The sequence below is a fragment of the Shewanella sp. SP2S2-4 genome (assembly GCF_031932025.1).
Lineage (GTDB): Bacteria > Pseudomonadota > Gammaproteobacteria > Enterobacterales > Shewanellaceae > Shewanella > Shewanella baltica.
In genome coordinates this window covers 76,499-91,060 of sequence record NZ_JAUOER010000011.1, presented here as the reverse complement: position 1 = coordinate 91,060, position 14,562 = coordinate 76,499, and the positions used below count along the sequence as shown (strand labels likewise).

Genomic DNA, 14,562 nt, shown 5'->3' with positions numbered 1-14,562 from the left:
GTGTTGCTCCGACTTATATTTTTAAAAGTGCCCTATTCATGCGGCTTGATTAGTTAAAGCTGGCTAACTTGACGCCGCCCTGTGGACGGCTAAAGGCATTTAAACGGCGCTCCCACTCAAGCCGACCTTTGCGAATTTCGCCTAGGTCCTCTGTGGTCATGGTTTTGCCGTTAATCGTGGTTTGCTTACCTGCCAACACATCAAGCTCGGCCTTAAAGTACGCATCGATCATCTCTTGGCATTGGGTTTTGGTCATGCTGTTATCCTTGGCTTTATTGGCATTAACTACAGCCAACCGCCAGAACTGCCACCACCGCCACCGTTTAGGTAAGCAGCATTTGCATTGGCCTGTTTTACGGCTTTGGGTTTTGGTTCTTTGGGTTGGTCGCTTGATATGGCGATCGGGGTAACTTGTGAAAGCTTGTCGAGATTGATGCCGAATTTTTCTATCGCGATATACAGCGCGGCCAAGGCGTAAACGAAACAATCTAACGCCTCGTTGCGGCGCTTTTGGTTGTCCCATTTATAGATGATCCGCCCGTTTTGGCGCACCGGCACCTTGCGTTCGCTGGTGAGCTGTTGCAGCTCAACGTCATCACATACCGCTTCGTTGAGCGGAAAGTGAATCGCACCAGGTTTGCGCACATCCACATCAGGGGCAATCCGCAACATCGACATCAACAACTCTTTGGCGTTGTCGGTACCGACCTCCGTTAAGTACACGCCTTTGGCGGTTCGCTTACGGGGGAAGTTGGCGATCGGCTTGCCGTAAACGTTGGCACCTCTAATGGGTATAACCCGCATTAGTCCAAGCTTTTTACTCATGGCGTAAACGTCATCGGTATAGTGGCCGCCTGAGTCCCAACCCACTACGCCAATATTGAGCACAACACCATCGGCACGGGCATAGCTTTGCGCAATACGCTCAGCCACTTTGTCTTTAAGAACTTGATCTGCGGGATCACCATGGAGAATAAAGCGGTCAATTAGCGCCGCCTCTTTACCTGCGCCCCAACCCCAAACACGGCCTTCGTAACGGTTATCTTGGGTGTCGATACCTGCCGTTAAATACACTACCCAATTAGGCACTTTGCCACTCGGGTACATTTCGCGGCGCTTCGCTAATTCTTCCCACTCTAAGCGTTCGCCGTTGTCGTTATCCCACGGTTGGCCTAGCTTAGTGTTGACGAAGGTTTGCAGCTTTTCTTTATCGCCTTTGGCTTTAAAGAACTCAGTAACCAATTTCGCCCAGCTGTTAAGCGAGTTATAGGCCGACCAGATATGAATCGAGATATTGGGCGGCGTGGTGATGTCGTTTCCGTCGGCATCATAAAAGTCTAAAAAGTCTTTAGTGCGGATGCCGGTGTTTTCGCATATCCAAATCGCGCTTGGGTGCAGCTCCATATCGTCGAGCTGATTGTTTTCGATGCAGCAACCACAGTGCTCGCACAGATAATAGGCTGTGCTTGGGTCGTGCTCACCCTTGGCGTTTTTATGCCACTTAATCCCAAAGGGTTCTTCAGGGCCGCCCCACTTTAAATCCTGTAGCTCAAAGCAGTGTGGGCAAGGCAAGTTGAACCTAAAATAGTGCGGTGATTCGCTGCAGGCTTTTTCAATCTGGCAGGTACCGAGCACTTTAGGCGTTGAACCGCGGATCGACTTAGGAAACATCGACAGTTCGATACGAGTATCACCGAGCGAGGTTGCGTTACCTTCGTGCTCGATGGATTCATCAAAACCCGCTAACTCATCGTAGATCACATCATCGGTGGAGATTTCTCGATAGTTCGCTGCAGCAGTACCGCCGCGCACCATCAGCGTTTTGCCATTGGTGAATATTTTATCTTCTAGCGTGCTGTCTTTATGTTTGCGACCCATCCAAGGTGCAAGCGCGCGCCAAACTGGGATGTCACGAATCGCCGTTTCAACGTGCTTTTTCATGAAGGTTTTGGCTTGACCATCACGAGGTTGATAGATCAACACGTTGCGCTTTTTGTGTTCAATCTTGTAAGCAGCGTTAGCCATCAGCATTTTGGTGTAACCGACACGCGCTGACTTCATTAAGTTAAGCGTGCTGATTTGGTCGTTACCCATGGCATTAAGAATGCCAATTTGAAACGGTAAACTTTCCCACTTACCCTCGGTGTAAGAGGACTCCGACGACATGTAAAAGTGCTGGTCGGCATATTCAGAACAGGTGAGCATGGGTGGGCGATAGAACGAACGCAGCCCAGCAGCAACGGCGGCTTTCAGATTTTTAATCTGCGCGGCCGATATACTCATCTAATAAACCCTCAATGCCCTCCGCAAGATCGGCGGCGGTGTTTTGGCTTTTAATCACCTCCGCTTTGATAGCGTCGATTGTGCGTTCTGGAATGTCGGGGAATTTGCGTTTTACCCGTATATGTATTTGATCGAGCACTGGGGCAATTTGCGCAGCAATGCGATTTAGCACAAAGGTAGCAAAATTAACTTCGACCACTTCTTTGAGGTCTTTTTCGTTTTTAATCTCCTGCCCAACTGCTTGGGCTCGGATTAAGCGCCAGCGTTCGTAGTCCATATCTGGCTTATCGGGATCATCTTCATCGGGTTTAGTGATGGTTTTTTTACGCTCGTTGGCAAGTCTGTTACCCACCACATCGGCCATTTTGTATAAACACACGCGACCGAGCTTGCTGTGCACTGGCACGTCCCACTTATCAAACGCTTGGGTGCTGATCTCAAGGCTTTTGCATAGGTCGGTTTTACTCAGTAGAACAGGCTCGGGTGGTGATGGTTGAATGCGTGCCATGGTGTTCATCTACCTGTTTTAACAGTGCTGCTTTCAGCTGCATCTCCGCTCGGTGTAACTCTTGGGCGCGTAGTTCGTCCTTATCTGTTTGACGTTGCTCACGGCGGCGGCGCAACTCCTGATAAAAAACGTTGGCTAATAGGGTGACGAGCGCGAAGAATATCCCGAGCAAAATGGCGATTTCATTCAACGTAAACGCACCTCCAATTGTGCTCATGAGCGACGATACATAAGCGCTAAAAGTCAGCGATTTTTGAGTGGTCACATCATTAATGTATGGATTGTTCATGCTGTTTTTCCATTCGCCATGTTTCGAGTTTCTGCCAATCGGTATCACACTTGGCGATCACGGCTAAGAGTTGAATGATGCAATCGGGCAGATCGGCATTAGCATCTGAACTACATTCGGCTGGCAGGCACTGGCTCATTAATGATTGCGGCGGTAACACATATTGGGTCTGCTTGGTGACTACGGTGCGCGCAATAGGCGGCGTGTTTGAGCAGCCGCTTAACATCATCAGGCACAGCAGTATTAGCCCAACTTCGGGTTTGTTCATTGGCTGAGGTCCTTAGTTTTTTAATGGCTTCTCGCTGATCAGCAAGCTGGCGATCAATCTCGGCCTTGGCTTTAGCGGTTTGTTCATTGAGCGCTAAGGCAAAGGCGTAATCCTTAGCGAGCCTGTCACGTTCTTTGGCCTGCGCTTGCAGTTCATCGGTAACAACCGTGAGATCATCTTGCAGCATTCGCTGGTTAACGGCGGCCGTTTCAATCTGCGAGTTTTTTAACGCGAGATCAGCTTTAACAGCGGTAAGGCTAAGGCCAAGTAGCGTTATCACTATGATGAGCGCTGCGATTAAATACAGGTGCAGCGAGCCAGTGGCATTAATGATTTTGTTCCACATATAAATCCTTTAAGCAGATTTTACGTTCTTTTTTGCGGCGTTCGACTAAGCCAGGCAACTTGATATCAGCGGCATAGACAAAACCATTACAGCCGTGTTTACCGCATGCCTCGGTGAGCTGGTGACAAGCGGCCACCCGTTCGCCGCGCAGTAACAGCTTGCGCAAGGTGGAGGTTTGAAAGTTACCCGCGCCAAAGTTATAAATCAGACTGAGATAAGCAGCGTGCTCACCTTCGGTAAGTTGCACCGGATACGTTAGCCGCCGCAGCTGCCGATCGGCTTTGCCTAAATCCTTGGCGAACATTTCAATGCATTGCTGCTCGCTAAAAAACTGGTTGATCTCAAGCTCGGGGTCAGTGTGGCCAAAGCAGGCAGTGATAACTTCCACCGGATCAAGATAGGTGTGCAGAACGGGCTCGCCATTCGGCGCTTCGGTGGGAGCTATCAAATTAGCCCCAGCCAGCGCGACAGCAGAAGAAAGCCCCAGTGCCACGAGCTTTTGCTTTAATGACATAGGTCAGTCTCCTTTAAAATGAGGTTAGCCTTAGCGCGGCCAACGGTTAGATCAACGGTGAGGTAAGCCGCCTCTAACAGAGGATGTTTTTAGTGTCTTTCAACGTCCATAGCGATCATGTCAAACACCACGGCAACACATACCCACCACGGCCACCATTGCAGCGGCCGCTTTTGTTCAGCTGGGGTTGGTCTACACAGAAATACTTTGGCGCTACTGATGCACTAACGGGGCGCGAACCCGAACTGCGTCATGCCGTTATCTTTTCAAGATCGGCCACCTTTCGCTGACTGCGTTGCAATGCGAACTCTCTTTTGCGGTTACACCTGTGAGAAATCAGGCGGCTTAGTAATGGTCCTCGCCATTACCACGCAAACCAATCAGCGCTACTTCATGATCAATCCCCTCTTGAAAGACAATCTCTAAGCTCAGTTTTTTAGCTAACGCATACTCAGCTTTGGCACCGTCAGAACTAGCCCAGTTGTCTAGCAAATAGATTCGCTCGCAACACATCAACATCGGCAAACAAATCGACATGTATTCGGCCTGCGTTAAACCATCAGGCAGCGTCGCCGGATTTAACACTATATGCCCAAGCGCCCGTTGAATATCGGCAGCCAAATGAAACTCAGGGCGATTGCAATCAATCAACCCAGACATAGGGCCAGCGATATAAACCTTTTTACGCAAAGAGACACGAGCCATAAAAACACCAAATAAAAAGGGCCCCTAAAAGGAGCCCTTGGCAGACAAATAACGTGCGACTGAATAAATGTAACCTTAGCAAGCGTATACAAATGTACTCGATTTTAAGGGCCTTGAAAGCGGCAAATGTGCCGCATAAAGCGACAAAAGTGCCGTTTCGGAATTTGTAAATATGTGATACGTGAAAACTTAATCACAGAGGATTTATCGTTTTACTTATCACTTAAGTGACTTAATCCAAAAATGAGAAACTGTTAGATTGTACCTCGCCATTTTCAATCACCTTTGAGTCAATCACTTGATAGGTGGTTTTTGTTTTATCATCTCGTTCGAGAACCTCGATTGAAGTTATACCGTCTTTAGAGCTGGTACTAAGTACACCACCACATGCATTAAGAGCTTTTGAGAACTTTCCATCACCACCAGTAATCTTCACCACAGATAATACTTCAGCGCAAGAACTGCCACCTGTACCACCTGTCACCAAAACATATGCCGATGTTTCATCACCACCGATCAATTCCGCAGTTACTCCCATGAGCATTGTTTTACCCAAAACCACACCATCAACCATGTAAGTTTGCTGACCATATATAGGGCTATCATCTTCTAGAACAGTTTCAATAACAAAAAGCCCTGCTTTAGTTTCAACCTGGGTAATTTCAGTTTTTGCATGCACTACATTAGATAAAAGAAGGGCTAAAAGTAGAGGGTAAGATCGGGACATTTTCATTCCTTGAAGTTAACGATCAAAAAAGATCTAAAGTTGTGGTAATTATCAAGTTCAGATGATAGCAACAATTGGTTAACACACAAGTATTTTTCAAGGGCTATCAGATAGTTAGTTGTCGAATTTTGAGGTTCAAAAAGTAGAAAATTTTAAAAGCATAAAACAACAACCAACCTCCCCAAAATTCTCATATGTAGTGAAGCATTGCGCGTCACTGCCCCCGCAGTGAAGGCAGCCGGAAGGACCCGTGATGATAATAGGTCGCATCTAGCTCTGATGATAGCCATTCTCATTTGAACAAGCCGCGCCTAACCTATTGACAAAGATGATATTTCACAACCAAACAACTCGTCGCGATAGTACTTAAGTTCCGCTATCGACTCCCGAATATCAGCTAAGGCTTCATGCTGATACTGCTTAGCCTTAATCGCATTACGCTCAACCTCTGGCGCCCAAGCTCTAGCTGCTAGTCCTAGTGCTGATATGTCTAGCTGCCTGTAATGCATGTACTCATGAAGCTCAGGCATTTGGCACATGATAAACGAACGATCAAGCATGATTGAGTTACCCGCAAACACCACGCCAGTCTTAGCTTTACGGTCATGCTTAGGTATTCCCAGTGCTTTCAGGTGTTCGAGTACCATCTGCTCAGCATGTGCTAACGATACTGATGAGGCACGAACAGCAGCTAACAACCCACTCTTGGTATGCACATCTATCGCCCACTCATGTGACCTTGCAATGTGTTCATCGTCTTGATGCACAACAACGTGCAGCGCTTCACCCACTTGGTTTAACTCACTATCAGTCACGATAAAGGCCAGCTCAAAGATAGGGTAATACTCCATACCCAGCATCCCATTGTCTAAGCGGCCGTTCAGTCCACCCGTTTCTAAATCACCAAACAAAAAGAATTGCTCCATCACCCACCTCACTTTGCTAATTGAATCTCTGCTCTTCTCAACCAATACACATACGACTTCTTACTGTCGAACCCCATCAATGCCCACTGGCCTTTGCACACGTAGCAGGTGCGAATCGCCCGAATACAATTTGGCGATAACCGCTCAATCATCCTATCGAACTGGACCACATGCTTAGGAACGCTCAACTCCCTAACCAACGCACCACCATAAACCTGCACCTCGCCTAACTTATCGCAAGCACTGCGATTAGTGAAACCTTTACCGAGTTCTTGGAACGCCCAATAACGCCCCCAGGCATTGAGCCCAGCACGAAGGGCTTTCATGTTGACCAAGTCATCACGCCCATCAGCAACCAATGTCACTCTTAAATTAGATGGCCTCATTCGCTACCTCCGTGATCTGCTCAATCGATAAATGAAATACATCATCCAAGATGGCAAGAAAATGGTTAGAAGGAACATTGCTTTTGCCGCTCTCCCATCGCTGATAAGTACGTCGATCAACTCCGTAAATCTCAGCCACTTCATGCTGACTAAAGCCCCGAATACCACGCCCAGTTTTTAGAATGATTGCTGACCGATTGCTCATAAAACCACCTTAATTTGTGCCATTGCATACTCTTGTAAGGCTGATGCAACGATCATCACAGCCACCCACTCGCACCAAGGGTTTGAGTGCTCCCAACATTCTCAGACGATCTAGGGATTATCTCGGGCGCAACCTCACTAAAACCGAGCGAAATTAAATGCGCGTGATACGCATCAAGCGCACTCAACATGCCCTTATTCAAAGTCGAATGAACATAGGTACGCAAAAGCACAGGCAAGGCATGATTAAGCAACCGCTCACCCACCATAGTATCCACGCCCATGTCTTGAATAATCGTCCGGCAAAGCTTGCGCAAATCATGCGAGGTAAACTCCTTAAACCGAATCGTCTCACTCCAATAATGCGCAGTACGCTGACTAATAGCGCCAACATCACCCGCAAACAAAAACGCCCGCTTACCCACATTTTTAAGCTGCCACTGCAAATAATGCTGGATCAACGCCTTAGCCGTAGGCGTTAACGGTAGCCGGTGTTCTTGGCGGTTCTTCGCGTTCGCCGCAGGAATAAACCAAAACTCACCCGCAAAATGCTCCCATCGTGCCAAGCGGGTTTCACCAATGCGCGTGCCAAACATCAGCATCAACATAAACAACATCGCCACCGGCATAAATGCATCACGCAAAGCCACAAACAACGGCCCTAAGTCCGACTCCATCAAGCGCGTATCAGGCTTAGGTGATAAGGTTAAACTCATCGTCACTCGATACCCCATCAGAGGATTAAGCAATAACAACCTAAAATCCGCCGCCAAACTCAACGCCCGCTTAAGCACATTCACACTCAAACGAATATAATGCGGCGCATATCCCTCATTCAGCATCAGCTTCACCAACGCACTATCGACCACCAAAAACGACAACTCAGCCAAGGCCACATCCCCCAACTTAGGCAACAACTGCTTACGCATAATCGACCTACAGTTATCACGCCAGCTCGGGCTTAACGTCGTATTACCATCCAAATAATCCCCATACCACAACAGCAAATCAGTCACAGTCGCAAACTCACCGCGCAACACATCCGCGCCCGCACTGCGCTTAGCCAGCATCACAGGTAAATCCGCTAAAAACGTCTTAATGCACATGCTCGGCCACACGCCTTGCTTCTTCCAAACCGTTTTATCGCCCTCATTGATCACCAAATGCACACTCGCCTTAGACCTATCAGCCGTTGCCCGTAAACGCAGCTCAGGAAACTGCGGGTCCCTAAAATCCCGCGTCAAACCGCCACGTAACCAACGGCGCAGCGCAGCATCGTTCAACTTACCCACCTCAACCCCGCTAGCAGCCATCGTTTGCCCCCTTAAGCCCTAGGTTTGCCCGTAAATTGGCAATAATCGATTTTGCCTTTGCCGCCTCAGTGGGCCGCGTCACCGTTTCAGGTAATGCCTTTGGCAACTCAACATCGGTCAACTCGCCACGGCTAAAGCGCCTGCATAACACTTTGTAATTGCGCTCAAACGTCATCAACACGTCCTTTTCGAGCCCAGTCGCAAACATCCAACTGCCTGTTTCACGCACCGCTAAGCGCACCACATCATGGCTCCACGTATGCTTGTCAGGGTGATGGTAATGGCGCGTTGCCTCCTTAAACGCCGCCTGTGACTTGGGCAGCCCCAAATCACAGGCCGTAGGTTGGCACCACAGCGCAAACTGGCGCGGTGTCGGCCAAAACTGCCTATCGCCCTGCTCGCGTCTGGCGCGATTCAGCCCCGCTTGCACTTGCTCGCGGCTCGCAATCCCCTGCGCCGCCAAGGTTTTAAGCCACTCGCCTTTGTGGGTCGCTTCGTCCTCCGGCCGTGGCGCACTCACCGGAAACAACACCCGCAACTTGCTAAACACGCTGTCCACAATCGCCATGTCCATTGCCGTCGGCTCGGGTTGCGTCACCCGTTCGCTCTGCCCAACCAGCGGCTGGCGCATCAAGGTTTGCAGTGATTTCATGCTCGTATTTTGCTTGGCAGTCATATCAAAGGGTCCTCTGGGTCGTACACCGCATGGCGCCAATCCACTTGCCCAACGGCAGTTGCTATCGGTCTTGGCAACGGCGTTAGCCAATGGCGTTCGCGGATAAACTTGGTAATACCCAACACAAACTGGCCGTTCGCACTAAAGCCCCAACTTGCATCCAGCGCCGCAGCCTCCTTCAACCACGTCACCGCCAACACGCAATCGGCGTCGGTCAGCTTTTCGGCCTTCCACGCTTTCCACGCAGCCGAATCCGACCCGCCTTTGCGATGGGCTGGGTAGGCTTTAAAAAACGCATTGAAAACCGACTTAGCACTCGTAGCTGGACAACTATCTTTTAAAGATTCCTTGATAGGTTCAAAAGAGTGATAGATTCCGGTGCTATCTGGTGGCACAGGGGGGGTGCTATCTGGTGGCATACCTATGCTATCTGGTGGCACCCCTTCGGTGCTATCTGCTAGCACAGGGGGTGCTACCTCGTAGCAGATTGAAATCGTGTAAATATTGGTTAAATTTCCCTTAGGTCCCTTACGATTTTTAATCGTCACAAAACCCATATCAACCAAGGCCGCAATATGCTTTCTCACTGTGCTATGACCAATCTCGCACTGGTCAGCAATATGCTGATGGCTCGGCCAACACTCACCATTATCGTTCGCGTTGTCGGCCAGCTTAATCAACACCAGCTTACGCAGTGGATTACCCACCTTGGCCTTCATCGCTTTAACCATCAATTCCATGCTCATAAGCCACCGCCTAACTGCGCGACAGCCAGCACAAAATTGACGAAATCATCATGTATACGTAACATGTAATCGCCTCTCTTAGGTATTAAGCCCGCGCTCAGTCGCCAAACTTTAGCGGGCTTTCTTATTTCAACTTCAACCCTTTATGTTTTGTCACATCATCAATACTCAGCCATCCAAGTGATAAATATCCCGCGCTAAGTTAGTGCGTAACTGGCTATAAATATCGCGCCGCTTGATATGCTTGGCCTGATTAACGGGGTCAATACGCGTCACCTCAATCGAACGCTCGGCGCGCATTTCCTCCATCTGCAAGTAACCCAAAAACCAATCCACGCACACCCGCGGTAACATCAAAGTGCCTTCATCACCTAAAATCACCCGACTCACCACTTTGTTGGCGATCTCCACTAAGCTGACGTTATCTAACGCCTCTAACTCGGGTTGCGTTCGCAACAGCTCAACAATGCGGCCAACCTGCAAGCGGCTAAAATTATCCAAAGTGCTAAAACCGTAAAAAGTCGCTAACTCGCGCCGCAAATCGACTTTGCACATGGGTAAGGTGTTTTTACTCAAGGCTGCCGCCTGCATCATCAGCACGTTAGCTTGAGCAACCAATAACGCGACCTTTGAATCGACCGCTTCATCCTCTCGCCGCATATAATCTGCAAACGCTGGCGTAACAGGTTCATCATCACGATTCGCAACATCGCCATGCACCGAACACGCGGCGCCGCCCTCCAAACAACAGATTAAACATTCAGGATCAAACATCGGTTATACTCCTCACTGCCTCTTAGGTATTAAGCCCGCTGCCTCCACAGCTCTAGCGGGCTTTCTTATCTTTACCGCTAATCAACATGCCAATCACTTTTCGGCCGCGTATTGCGCCGCCTTACCGCCATGACTCGCTAAATACGGATACGCCAGCTCTAACGCCGCCATGCTGGCTTGGGTGGTCGCCGCCGACTCTTTTAACTCACGGTGCGCCGCCACTAACTGCTCGCGCTTGGGTTCACTGCCCAAATGGATCACCGCCACTTGCGCCTCGGCGTTCTCTTTGGTGAGCGATGCCGCCATATCGGCCACATGCAACACATGGCCGTCACTCATGCGATCGGCAATGACCGTCACCCCAGTGCAACCAAACACATCGTTGAGATACTGCACCCGCAAATGCTCGGGCAGTGCCGCCACCAGTGCTTGCTCAACATGAAACAAGCGATCAACCTGCGGGTGTTGGCCCTCATACTGGCCAAGCCAACGGAACAGCTTTTGGGCATTAATCCGCGCATCGTTGTGCACGTCTTGCGTGCTGGCAAAGCTAATGCCCTCCGCCGCCAACACCTCGCTTAGCCCGAGGCGCTCAACCGCCGCAACAAAATCAATCGCCAGCGCAAAGCGCGTCATCTTGGGTAACTCCAACACCCGATGAATCGTTTTCATCAACAAATTCAAACGGCTGTCATTTTTACGTGAATGGGTTTTCATGTGTACTGTCCTCCTTCAACCTAAAGTGAACCTAAGCCACACTCACCGACTCAGGATTATCTAAAACAATGACGGGGTTAACTTTGAGTGCGCCATCAGTTAGGCGCTCGATTTGATAAGCGCGGAGTTCGGGAACGTCTTCACCCCATTGAGAAACAGAGGCTGGATTGATCCCTAATGCTTTAGCTAATTTTGATTTACCTTTGAAGTGTTCGACGGCTACATAAGTTTTCATTTTTTAGGAACCCTGAATTTAAGTTTTCCTAAGTATCAATACAAATAAAACCTAAGTCAAATTGATTTAAGATAACTTCTATGAAAACACTCGGCGAACGCTCTAGAGAGCGCAGAAAAATCATCAATCTGACTCAACTCCAACTTAGTAAAAAAGTCGGAGTTTCAAGTGCTACCATTTCGCAATGGGAATCAGGTGACACATCTCCAAAAGGTCAAAATCTCTATAAGTTGGCTCAAGCACTTCAGTGCTCACCCGACTGGTTGATGTTTGGTGATAGTAAAAATACGAAGAAACCTGAATCGAATGCAGAATGGGCAGGTGGTTTTGATCTATGGGACAACGATAGTCCACTGGGTGAGGATGAAGTCGAAATCCCCTTTTACATGGATGTCGAACTTTCAGCGGGCGAAGGCATTGCAGAAGGTGTTGAGTATAAAGGTCCTAAGCTCCGTTTTGCTAAAAGCAGCCTTAAGCGCCAAGGCGTAAATACGGATCATGCGGCCTGTGTCAAAGTGAATGGCAACAGCATGGAGCCCGTATTACCCCACGGTTCAACGGTGGGCGTTGATACCTCAGCCACCGAAATCGTTGATGGTAAAATGTACGCCATTAATCACGATGGCATGATGCGCGTCAAAATGCTCTACAAACTTCCCGGTGGTGGCCTGCGCCTACGCAGCTACAACACCGAAGAATGGCCAGACGAACACATCAATAGCGAACAACTGAAAAACATTAAAGTGATCGGCAGAGTGTTTTGGTATTCAGTATTGTTGTAAAAGCGATTACATCACGAAAGTGAAGCCGAAATAGTGTTTTTCGAACGAAAAACGTGTTTGGTTACTTGCTTTAATACGAATAGCTAATAAAAAAATATTAGAACAATCGAAAGTAATAATTATCTAATCCCTCTTTATCTTGATTATAAAACAAGTTAAAGGTTATATTTGTATATATTTAAAGCCTTAGGTCCTTTTTTTGTTTTTTCAACATCGAATGCAAGCTTCAAACCAATAACGATAGAATCAATTTCTAATTCATTTTTAAAGTTATCAATTGAAAAATAAACATCCTTCCCCTTCTCTCGACGGATAAACCCAAACCCCTTAAAATCATTATAAGCATTTACAAAACCGATATCATTCATGGTTTTATTGCTCCCAATAAGTGTCGATCAATGGAACAGAGGAATAATGCACTTTTAGTGATAATTTTAATCTTCTAGCAAGCGCACTTTCAGTACGAGCTAAAATACCTAGGTGATATACTAAATTATTATACTTTTTGATTATCCCCCATTGAGTATGGGAGCTAATAGGCACCTTAAGGGCTGAACTTACCCTTTTAACTAATTTTGCTTCTTGATATTGATCATACAAAGGAAGAATCACTGACAACCTTTTACGATAATCTACGGCTTGTGAATTCTTGAGTCTATGCAATCTGGCAACTAATCCTGAAGTCCTATTCCATAGAGTATGGAATTCATCACTAGTTCTATTTTCAATAGCCATTTTTTCACAATTAAATACTAACTGCCGTACATATAGTCGATCTTTTTTTCTAACGTTAGGTAATACATCTCGAACACATAAGCCTGTAACTTCAAAATCCTTATGCATTTCAGAGCGATCTGTTATTTTTGTTTTAGCCGACTTTAAGTTTAAACTTCTTTTTCTCAACATTGAGGCTACATCTTTGACTAATTGCACTGATAACTTACTATCAATACTATTCGTTGAAGATATAGTTATATCATCAAGCAAACGTGTATATCTGAGGCCTCTACCTCTAAATGAGCTAACCAGACGATACTCATCATTATAGAATACGAGATTTGCCAAATAACTAGAAGTACACCCCCCTTGCGGCAAACTTCCATTGTAAGTTGTAAGCGCGGTCAAAATTTCAACAACTTCATCACTAAACTTAAAAAAATATTTAAAAATGTCAGTGACAACATTAGTCTTAATGTTGGGGTAAAAATTTCTAACGTCCAGATTGATGAGTGTTTTACTTCGGCCATGCATCGCTGCATTAGCTATGTAATCACGCTTGTTTATTGATGTGGCTTTGATTCCCCCTTGAAGATATACAGGGAATTTAACATGCTCAAAAATGCGAGAGTTAATACGTTTTTGAATTTTTTTTAGCTCATGTTTTGGTTCAAAAACCTCTCTTACTTTACCCGTAGTCGGGTGTGCGGGGAGTTGAATTGCACTATAAGAAGAATTTACTTTATCAGCTATATTTTTAAGCTTTCTAGGGTGAACACCCAAAGTTTTTGCGAGTACGTCAAGAGTACCGATTGAAGAGCATGGATATAGTGGCTTGTCCATAAATACCAATAAATATTTGAAAGAGAGAAGTCAGCTGTTAGAACACACTAGAAACTGTATCCAATAATATTGGTACTATTTCGAATAGCATAACAGCCAAAGAGATGTAGTCTAAAATTAGTCCTAACATTCTCTTTGGGCTCTGGTCATCTTGCTGTTCAGAAAATTCGAAGTTGACTCCAACGACGAGCTCTGTGTTTTCAGTTTTGTTTGTGTAACGCATGTTTAAATTAAAATTTAACATTAATTTGTTCCTATGGTAGTTGGCTGAATCGCCTGCCAGACCAATAAAAACGTTTACAGAAATCTTAGTAATGACCCTTGAGCCGACTTCTCTTAATCAGTGCCAGACAACCGTCGCATAAAACAAGCCAAAAATTTTGGACGATATTCATGCGTTCCTTCATATCGAGGGATGTCTACGGATGCCGGTCTTGAACCAGTAATAATGATATTAAAGGTTCGCTCAAAAGAGCGTCGTTTTTCTGTTTGTTACACAATGAAAAACAAAAGCAAATGGGTGAATAGCACCCACAAACGCATACTAAACTTAAATTTATTTCATGTAAATGTATTTAAAATAAATACTTAAAATAATATCAG

The 14,562-nt window shown here is 46.8% G+C and carries 21 protein-coding genes; 1 reads left to right on the top strand and 20 read right to left on the bottom strand.

The genetic code is table 11. The annotated features are described in order from the left end of the window. Nucleotides 1-49 precede the first annotated feature (49 nt). From Q4Q54_RS10995 to Q4Q54_RS10915, 18 genes are all read right to left on the bottom strand, one after another. A complete protein-coding gene (locus Q4Q54_RS10995) occupies nt 50-256 on the bottom strand; it encodes a hypothetical protein (protein WP_012088281.1) in 207 nt (68 codons plus the stop codon). Nucleotides 257-285: 29 nt separating this feature from the next. Beyond that, entirely contained in the window at nt 286-2,283 is a 1,998-nt protein-coding gene (locus Q4Q54_RS10990) for a terminase gpA endonuclease subunit (RefSeq protein ID WP_311988452.1), read from the bottom strand. Beyond that, nucleotides 2,258-2,791 carry a terminase small subunit gene (locus Q4Q54_RS10985; protein ID WP_012088279.1) on the bottom strand — a complete coding sequence of 178 codons (534 nt, stop codon included), beginning with the start codon at nt 2,789-2,791 and terminating at the stop codon, nt 2,258-2,260. Before Q4Q54_RS10985 ends, Q4Q54_RS10990 begins: the two co-directional genes overlap by 26 nt. Beyond that, nucleotides 2,745-3,080 (bottom strand): HP1 family phage holin, encoded by a 336-nt coding sequence (locus Q4Q54_RS10980; protein ID WP_012586805.1) that lies wholly within the window; start codon nt 3,078-3,080, stop codon nt 2,745-2,747. Before Q4Q54_RS10980 ends, Q4Q54_RS10985 begins: the two co-directional genes overlap by 47 nt. Then, a complete protein-coding gene (locus tag Q4Q54_RS21655; RefSeq protein WP_409438289.1) occupies nt 3,061-3,306 on the bottom strand; it encodes a hypothetical protein in 246 nt (81 codons plus the stop codon). Before Q4Q54_RS21655 ends, Q4Q54_RS10980 begins: the two co-directional genes overlap by 20 nt. Further along, a complete protein-coding gene (locus Q4Q54_RS10975; protein WP_115335510.1) occupies nt 3,191-3,694 on the bottom strand; it encodes a hypothetical protein in 504 nt (167 codons plus the stop codon). The genes Q4Q54_RS21655 and Q4Q54_RS10975 overlap by 116 nt, the downstream gene beginning before the upstream one ends. Then, nucleotides 3,675-4,208, bottom strand: coding sequence for a lysozyme (locus tag Q4Q54_RS10970; protein WP_311988451.1), 534 nt, complete (start codon nt 4,206-4,208; stop codon nt 3,675-3,677). Before Q4Q54_RS10970 ends, Q4Q54_RS10975 begins: the two co-directional genes overlap by 20 nt. Nucleotides 4,209-4,553: 345 nt before the next feature. After that, the gene (locus Q4Q54_RS10965) at nt 4,554-4,913 is read right to left on the bottom strand and encodes a DUF4406 domain-containing protein (RefSeq protein WP_311988450.1); all 360 of its coding nucleotides are present in this window, start codon (nt 4,911-4,913) and stop codon (nt 4,554-4,556) included. A 232-nt stretch (nt 4,914-5,145) separates the two neighbouring features. Beyond that, a complete protein-coding gene (locus Q4Q54_RS10960) occupies nt 5,146-5,640 on the bottom strand; it encodes a hypothetical protein (RefSeq protein ID WP_311988449.1) in 495 nt (164 codons plus the stop codon). Between the two features lie 311 nt (nt 5,641-5,951). Beyond that, nucleotides 5,952-6,566, bottom strand: a complete 615-nt coding sequence (orn, locus tag Q4Q54_RS10955; protein ID WP_311988448.1) for an oligoribonuclease — start codon at nt 6,564-6,566, stop codon at nt 5,952-5,954. Nucleotides 6,567-6,574: 8 nt separating this feature from the next. Beyond that, nucleotides 6,575-6,952 carry a hypothetical protein gene (locus tag Q4Q54_RS10950; RefSeq protein WP_259576817.1) on the bottom strand — a complete coding sequence of 126 codons (378 nt, stop codon included), beginning with the start codon at nt 6,950-6,952 and terminating at the stop codon, nt 6,575-6,577. Next, nucleotides 6,939-7,157 carry a helix-turn-helix transcriptional regulator gene (locus Q4Q54_RS10945; RefSeq protein WP_115335513.1) on the bottom strand — a complete coding sequence of 73 codons (219 nt, stop codon included), beginning with the start codon at nt 7,155-7,157 and terminating at the stop codon, nt 6,939-6,941. The genes Q4Q54_RS10950 and Q4Q54_RS10945 overlap by 14 nt, the downstream gene beginning before the upstream one ends. 55 nt (nt 7,158-7,212) lie before the next feature. Next, nucleotides 7,213-8,469 carry a tyrosine-type recombinase/integrase gene (locus Q4Q54_RS10940; protein WP_311988447.1) on the bottom strand — a complete coding sequence of 419 codons (1,257 nt, stop codon included), beginning with the start codon at nt 8,467-8,469 and terminating at the stop codon, nt 7,213-7,215. Then, nucleotides 8,459-9,145 carry a replication protein P gene (locus Q4Q54_RS10935; protein WP_311988446.1) on the bottom strand — a complete coding sequence of 229 codons (687 nt, stop codon included), beginning with the start codon at nt 9,143-9,145 and terminating at the stop codon, nt 8,459-8,461. Before Q4Q54_RS10935 ends, Q4Q54_RS10940 begins: the two co-directional genes overlap by 11 nt. Next, on the bottom strand, nt 9,142-9,891 hold the full coding sequence (locus tag Q4Q54_RS10930; RefSeq protein ID WP_311988445.1) for a helix-turn-helix domain-containing protein: 750 nt from the start codon (nt 9,889-9,891) through the stop codon (nt 9,142-9,144). Before Q4Q54_RS10930 ends, Q4Q54_RS10935 begins: the two co-directional genes overlap by 4 nt. Before the next feature lie 168 nt (nt 9,892-10,059). Beyond that, a complete protein-coding gene (locus Q4Q54_RS10925; RefSeq protein WP_311988444.1) occupies nt 10,060-10,665 on the bottom strand; it encodes a hypothetical protein in 606 nt (201 codons plus the stop codon). Between the two features lie 93 nt (nt 10,666-10,758). Further along, nucleotides 10,759-11,382, bottom strand: a complete 624-nt coding sequence (locus Q4Q54_RS10920) for a hypothetical protein (protein ID WP_311988443.1) — start codon at nt 11,380-11,382, stop codon at nt 10,759-10,761. A gap of 31 nt (nt 11,383-11,413) precedes the next feature. Then, nucleotides 11,414-11,617: a Cro/CI family transcriptional regulator gene (locus Q4Q54_RS10915; protein ID WP_311988442.1), complete on the bottom strand. Its 204-nt coding sequence runs from the start codon at nt 11,615-11,617 to the stop codon at nt 11,414-11,416. Between the two features lie 80 nt (nt 11,618-11,697). Here Q4Q54_RS10915 and Q4Q54_RS10910 point away from each other — a divergent pair, with 80 nt between their 5' ends. Then, the gene (locus Q4Q54_RS10910; RefSeq protein ID WP_311988441.1) at nt 11,698-12,399 is read left to right on the top strand and encodes a helix-turn-helix transcriptional regulator; all 702 of its coding nucleotides are present in this window, start codon (nt 11,698-11,700) and stop codon (nt 12,397-12,399) included. Nucleotides 12,400-12,554: 155 nt separating this feature from the next. Here Q4Q54_RS10910 and Q4Q54_RS10905 read toward each other — a convergent pair whose 3' ends face one another. Together Q4Q54_RS10905 and Q4Q54_RS10900 are read right to left on the bottom strand one after the other, a co-directional pair. Further along, the gene (locus Q4Q54_RS10905) at nt 12,555-12,767 is read right to left on the bottom strand and encodes a retron Se72 family effector protein (RefSeq protein ID WP_311988440.1); all 213 of its coding nucleotides are present in this window, start codon (nt 12,765-12,767) and stop codon (nt 12,555-12,557) included. 4 nt (nt 12,768-12,771) lie between these two features. Further along, on the bottom strand, nt 12,772-13,959 hold the full coding sequence (locus Q4Q54_RS10900; RefSeq protein WP_311988439.1) for a reverse transcriptase family protein: 1,188 nt from the start codon (nt 13,957-13,959) through the stop codon (nt 12,772-12,774). Nucleotides 13,960-14,562 lie beyond the last annotated feature (603 nt).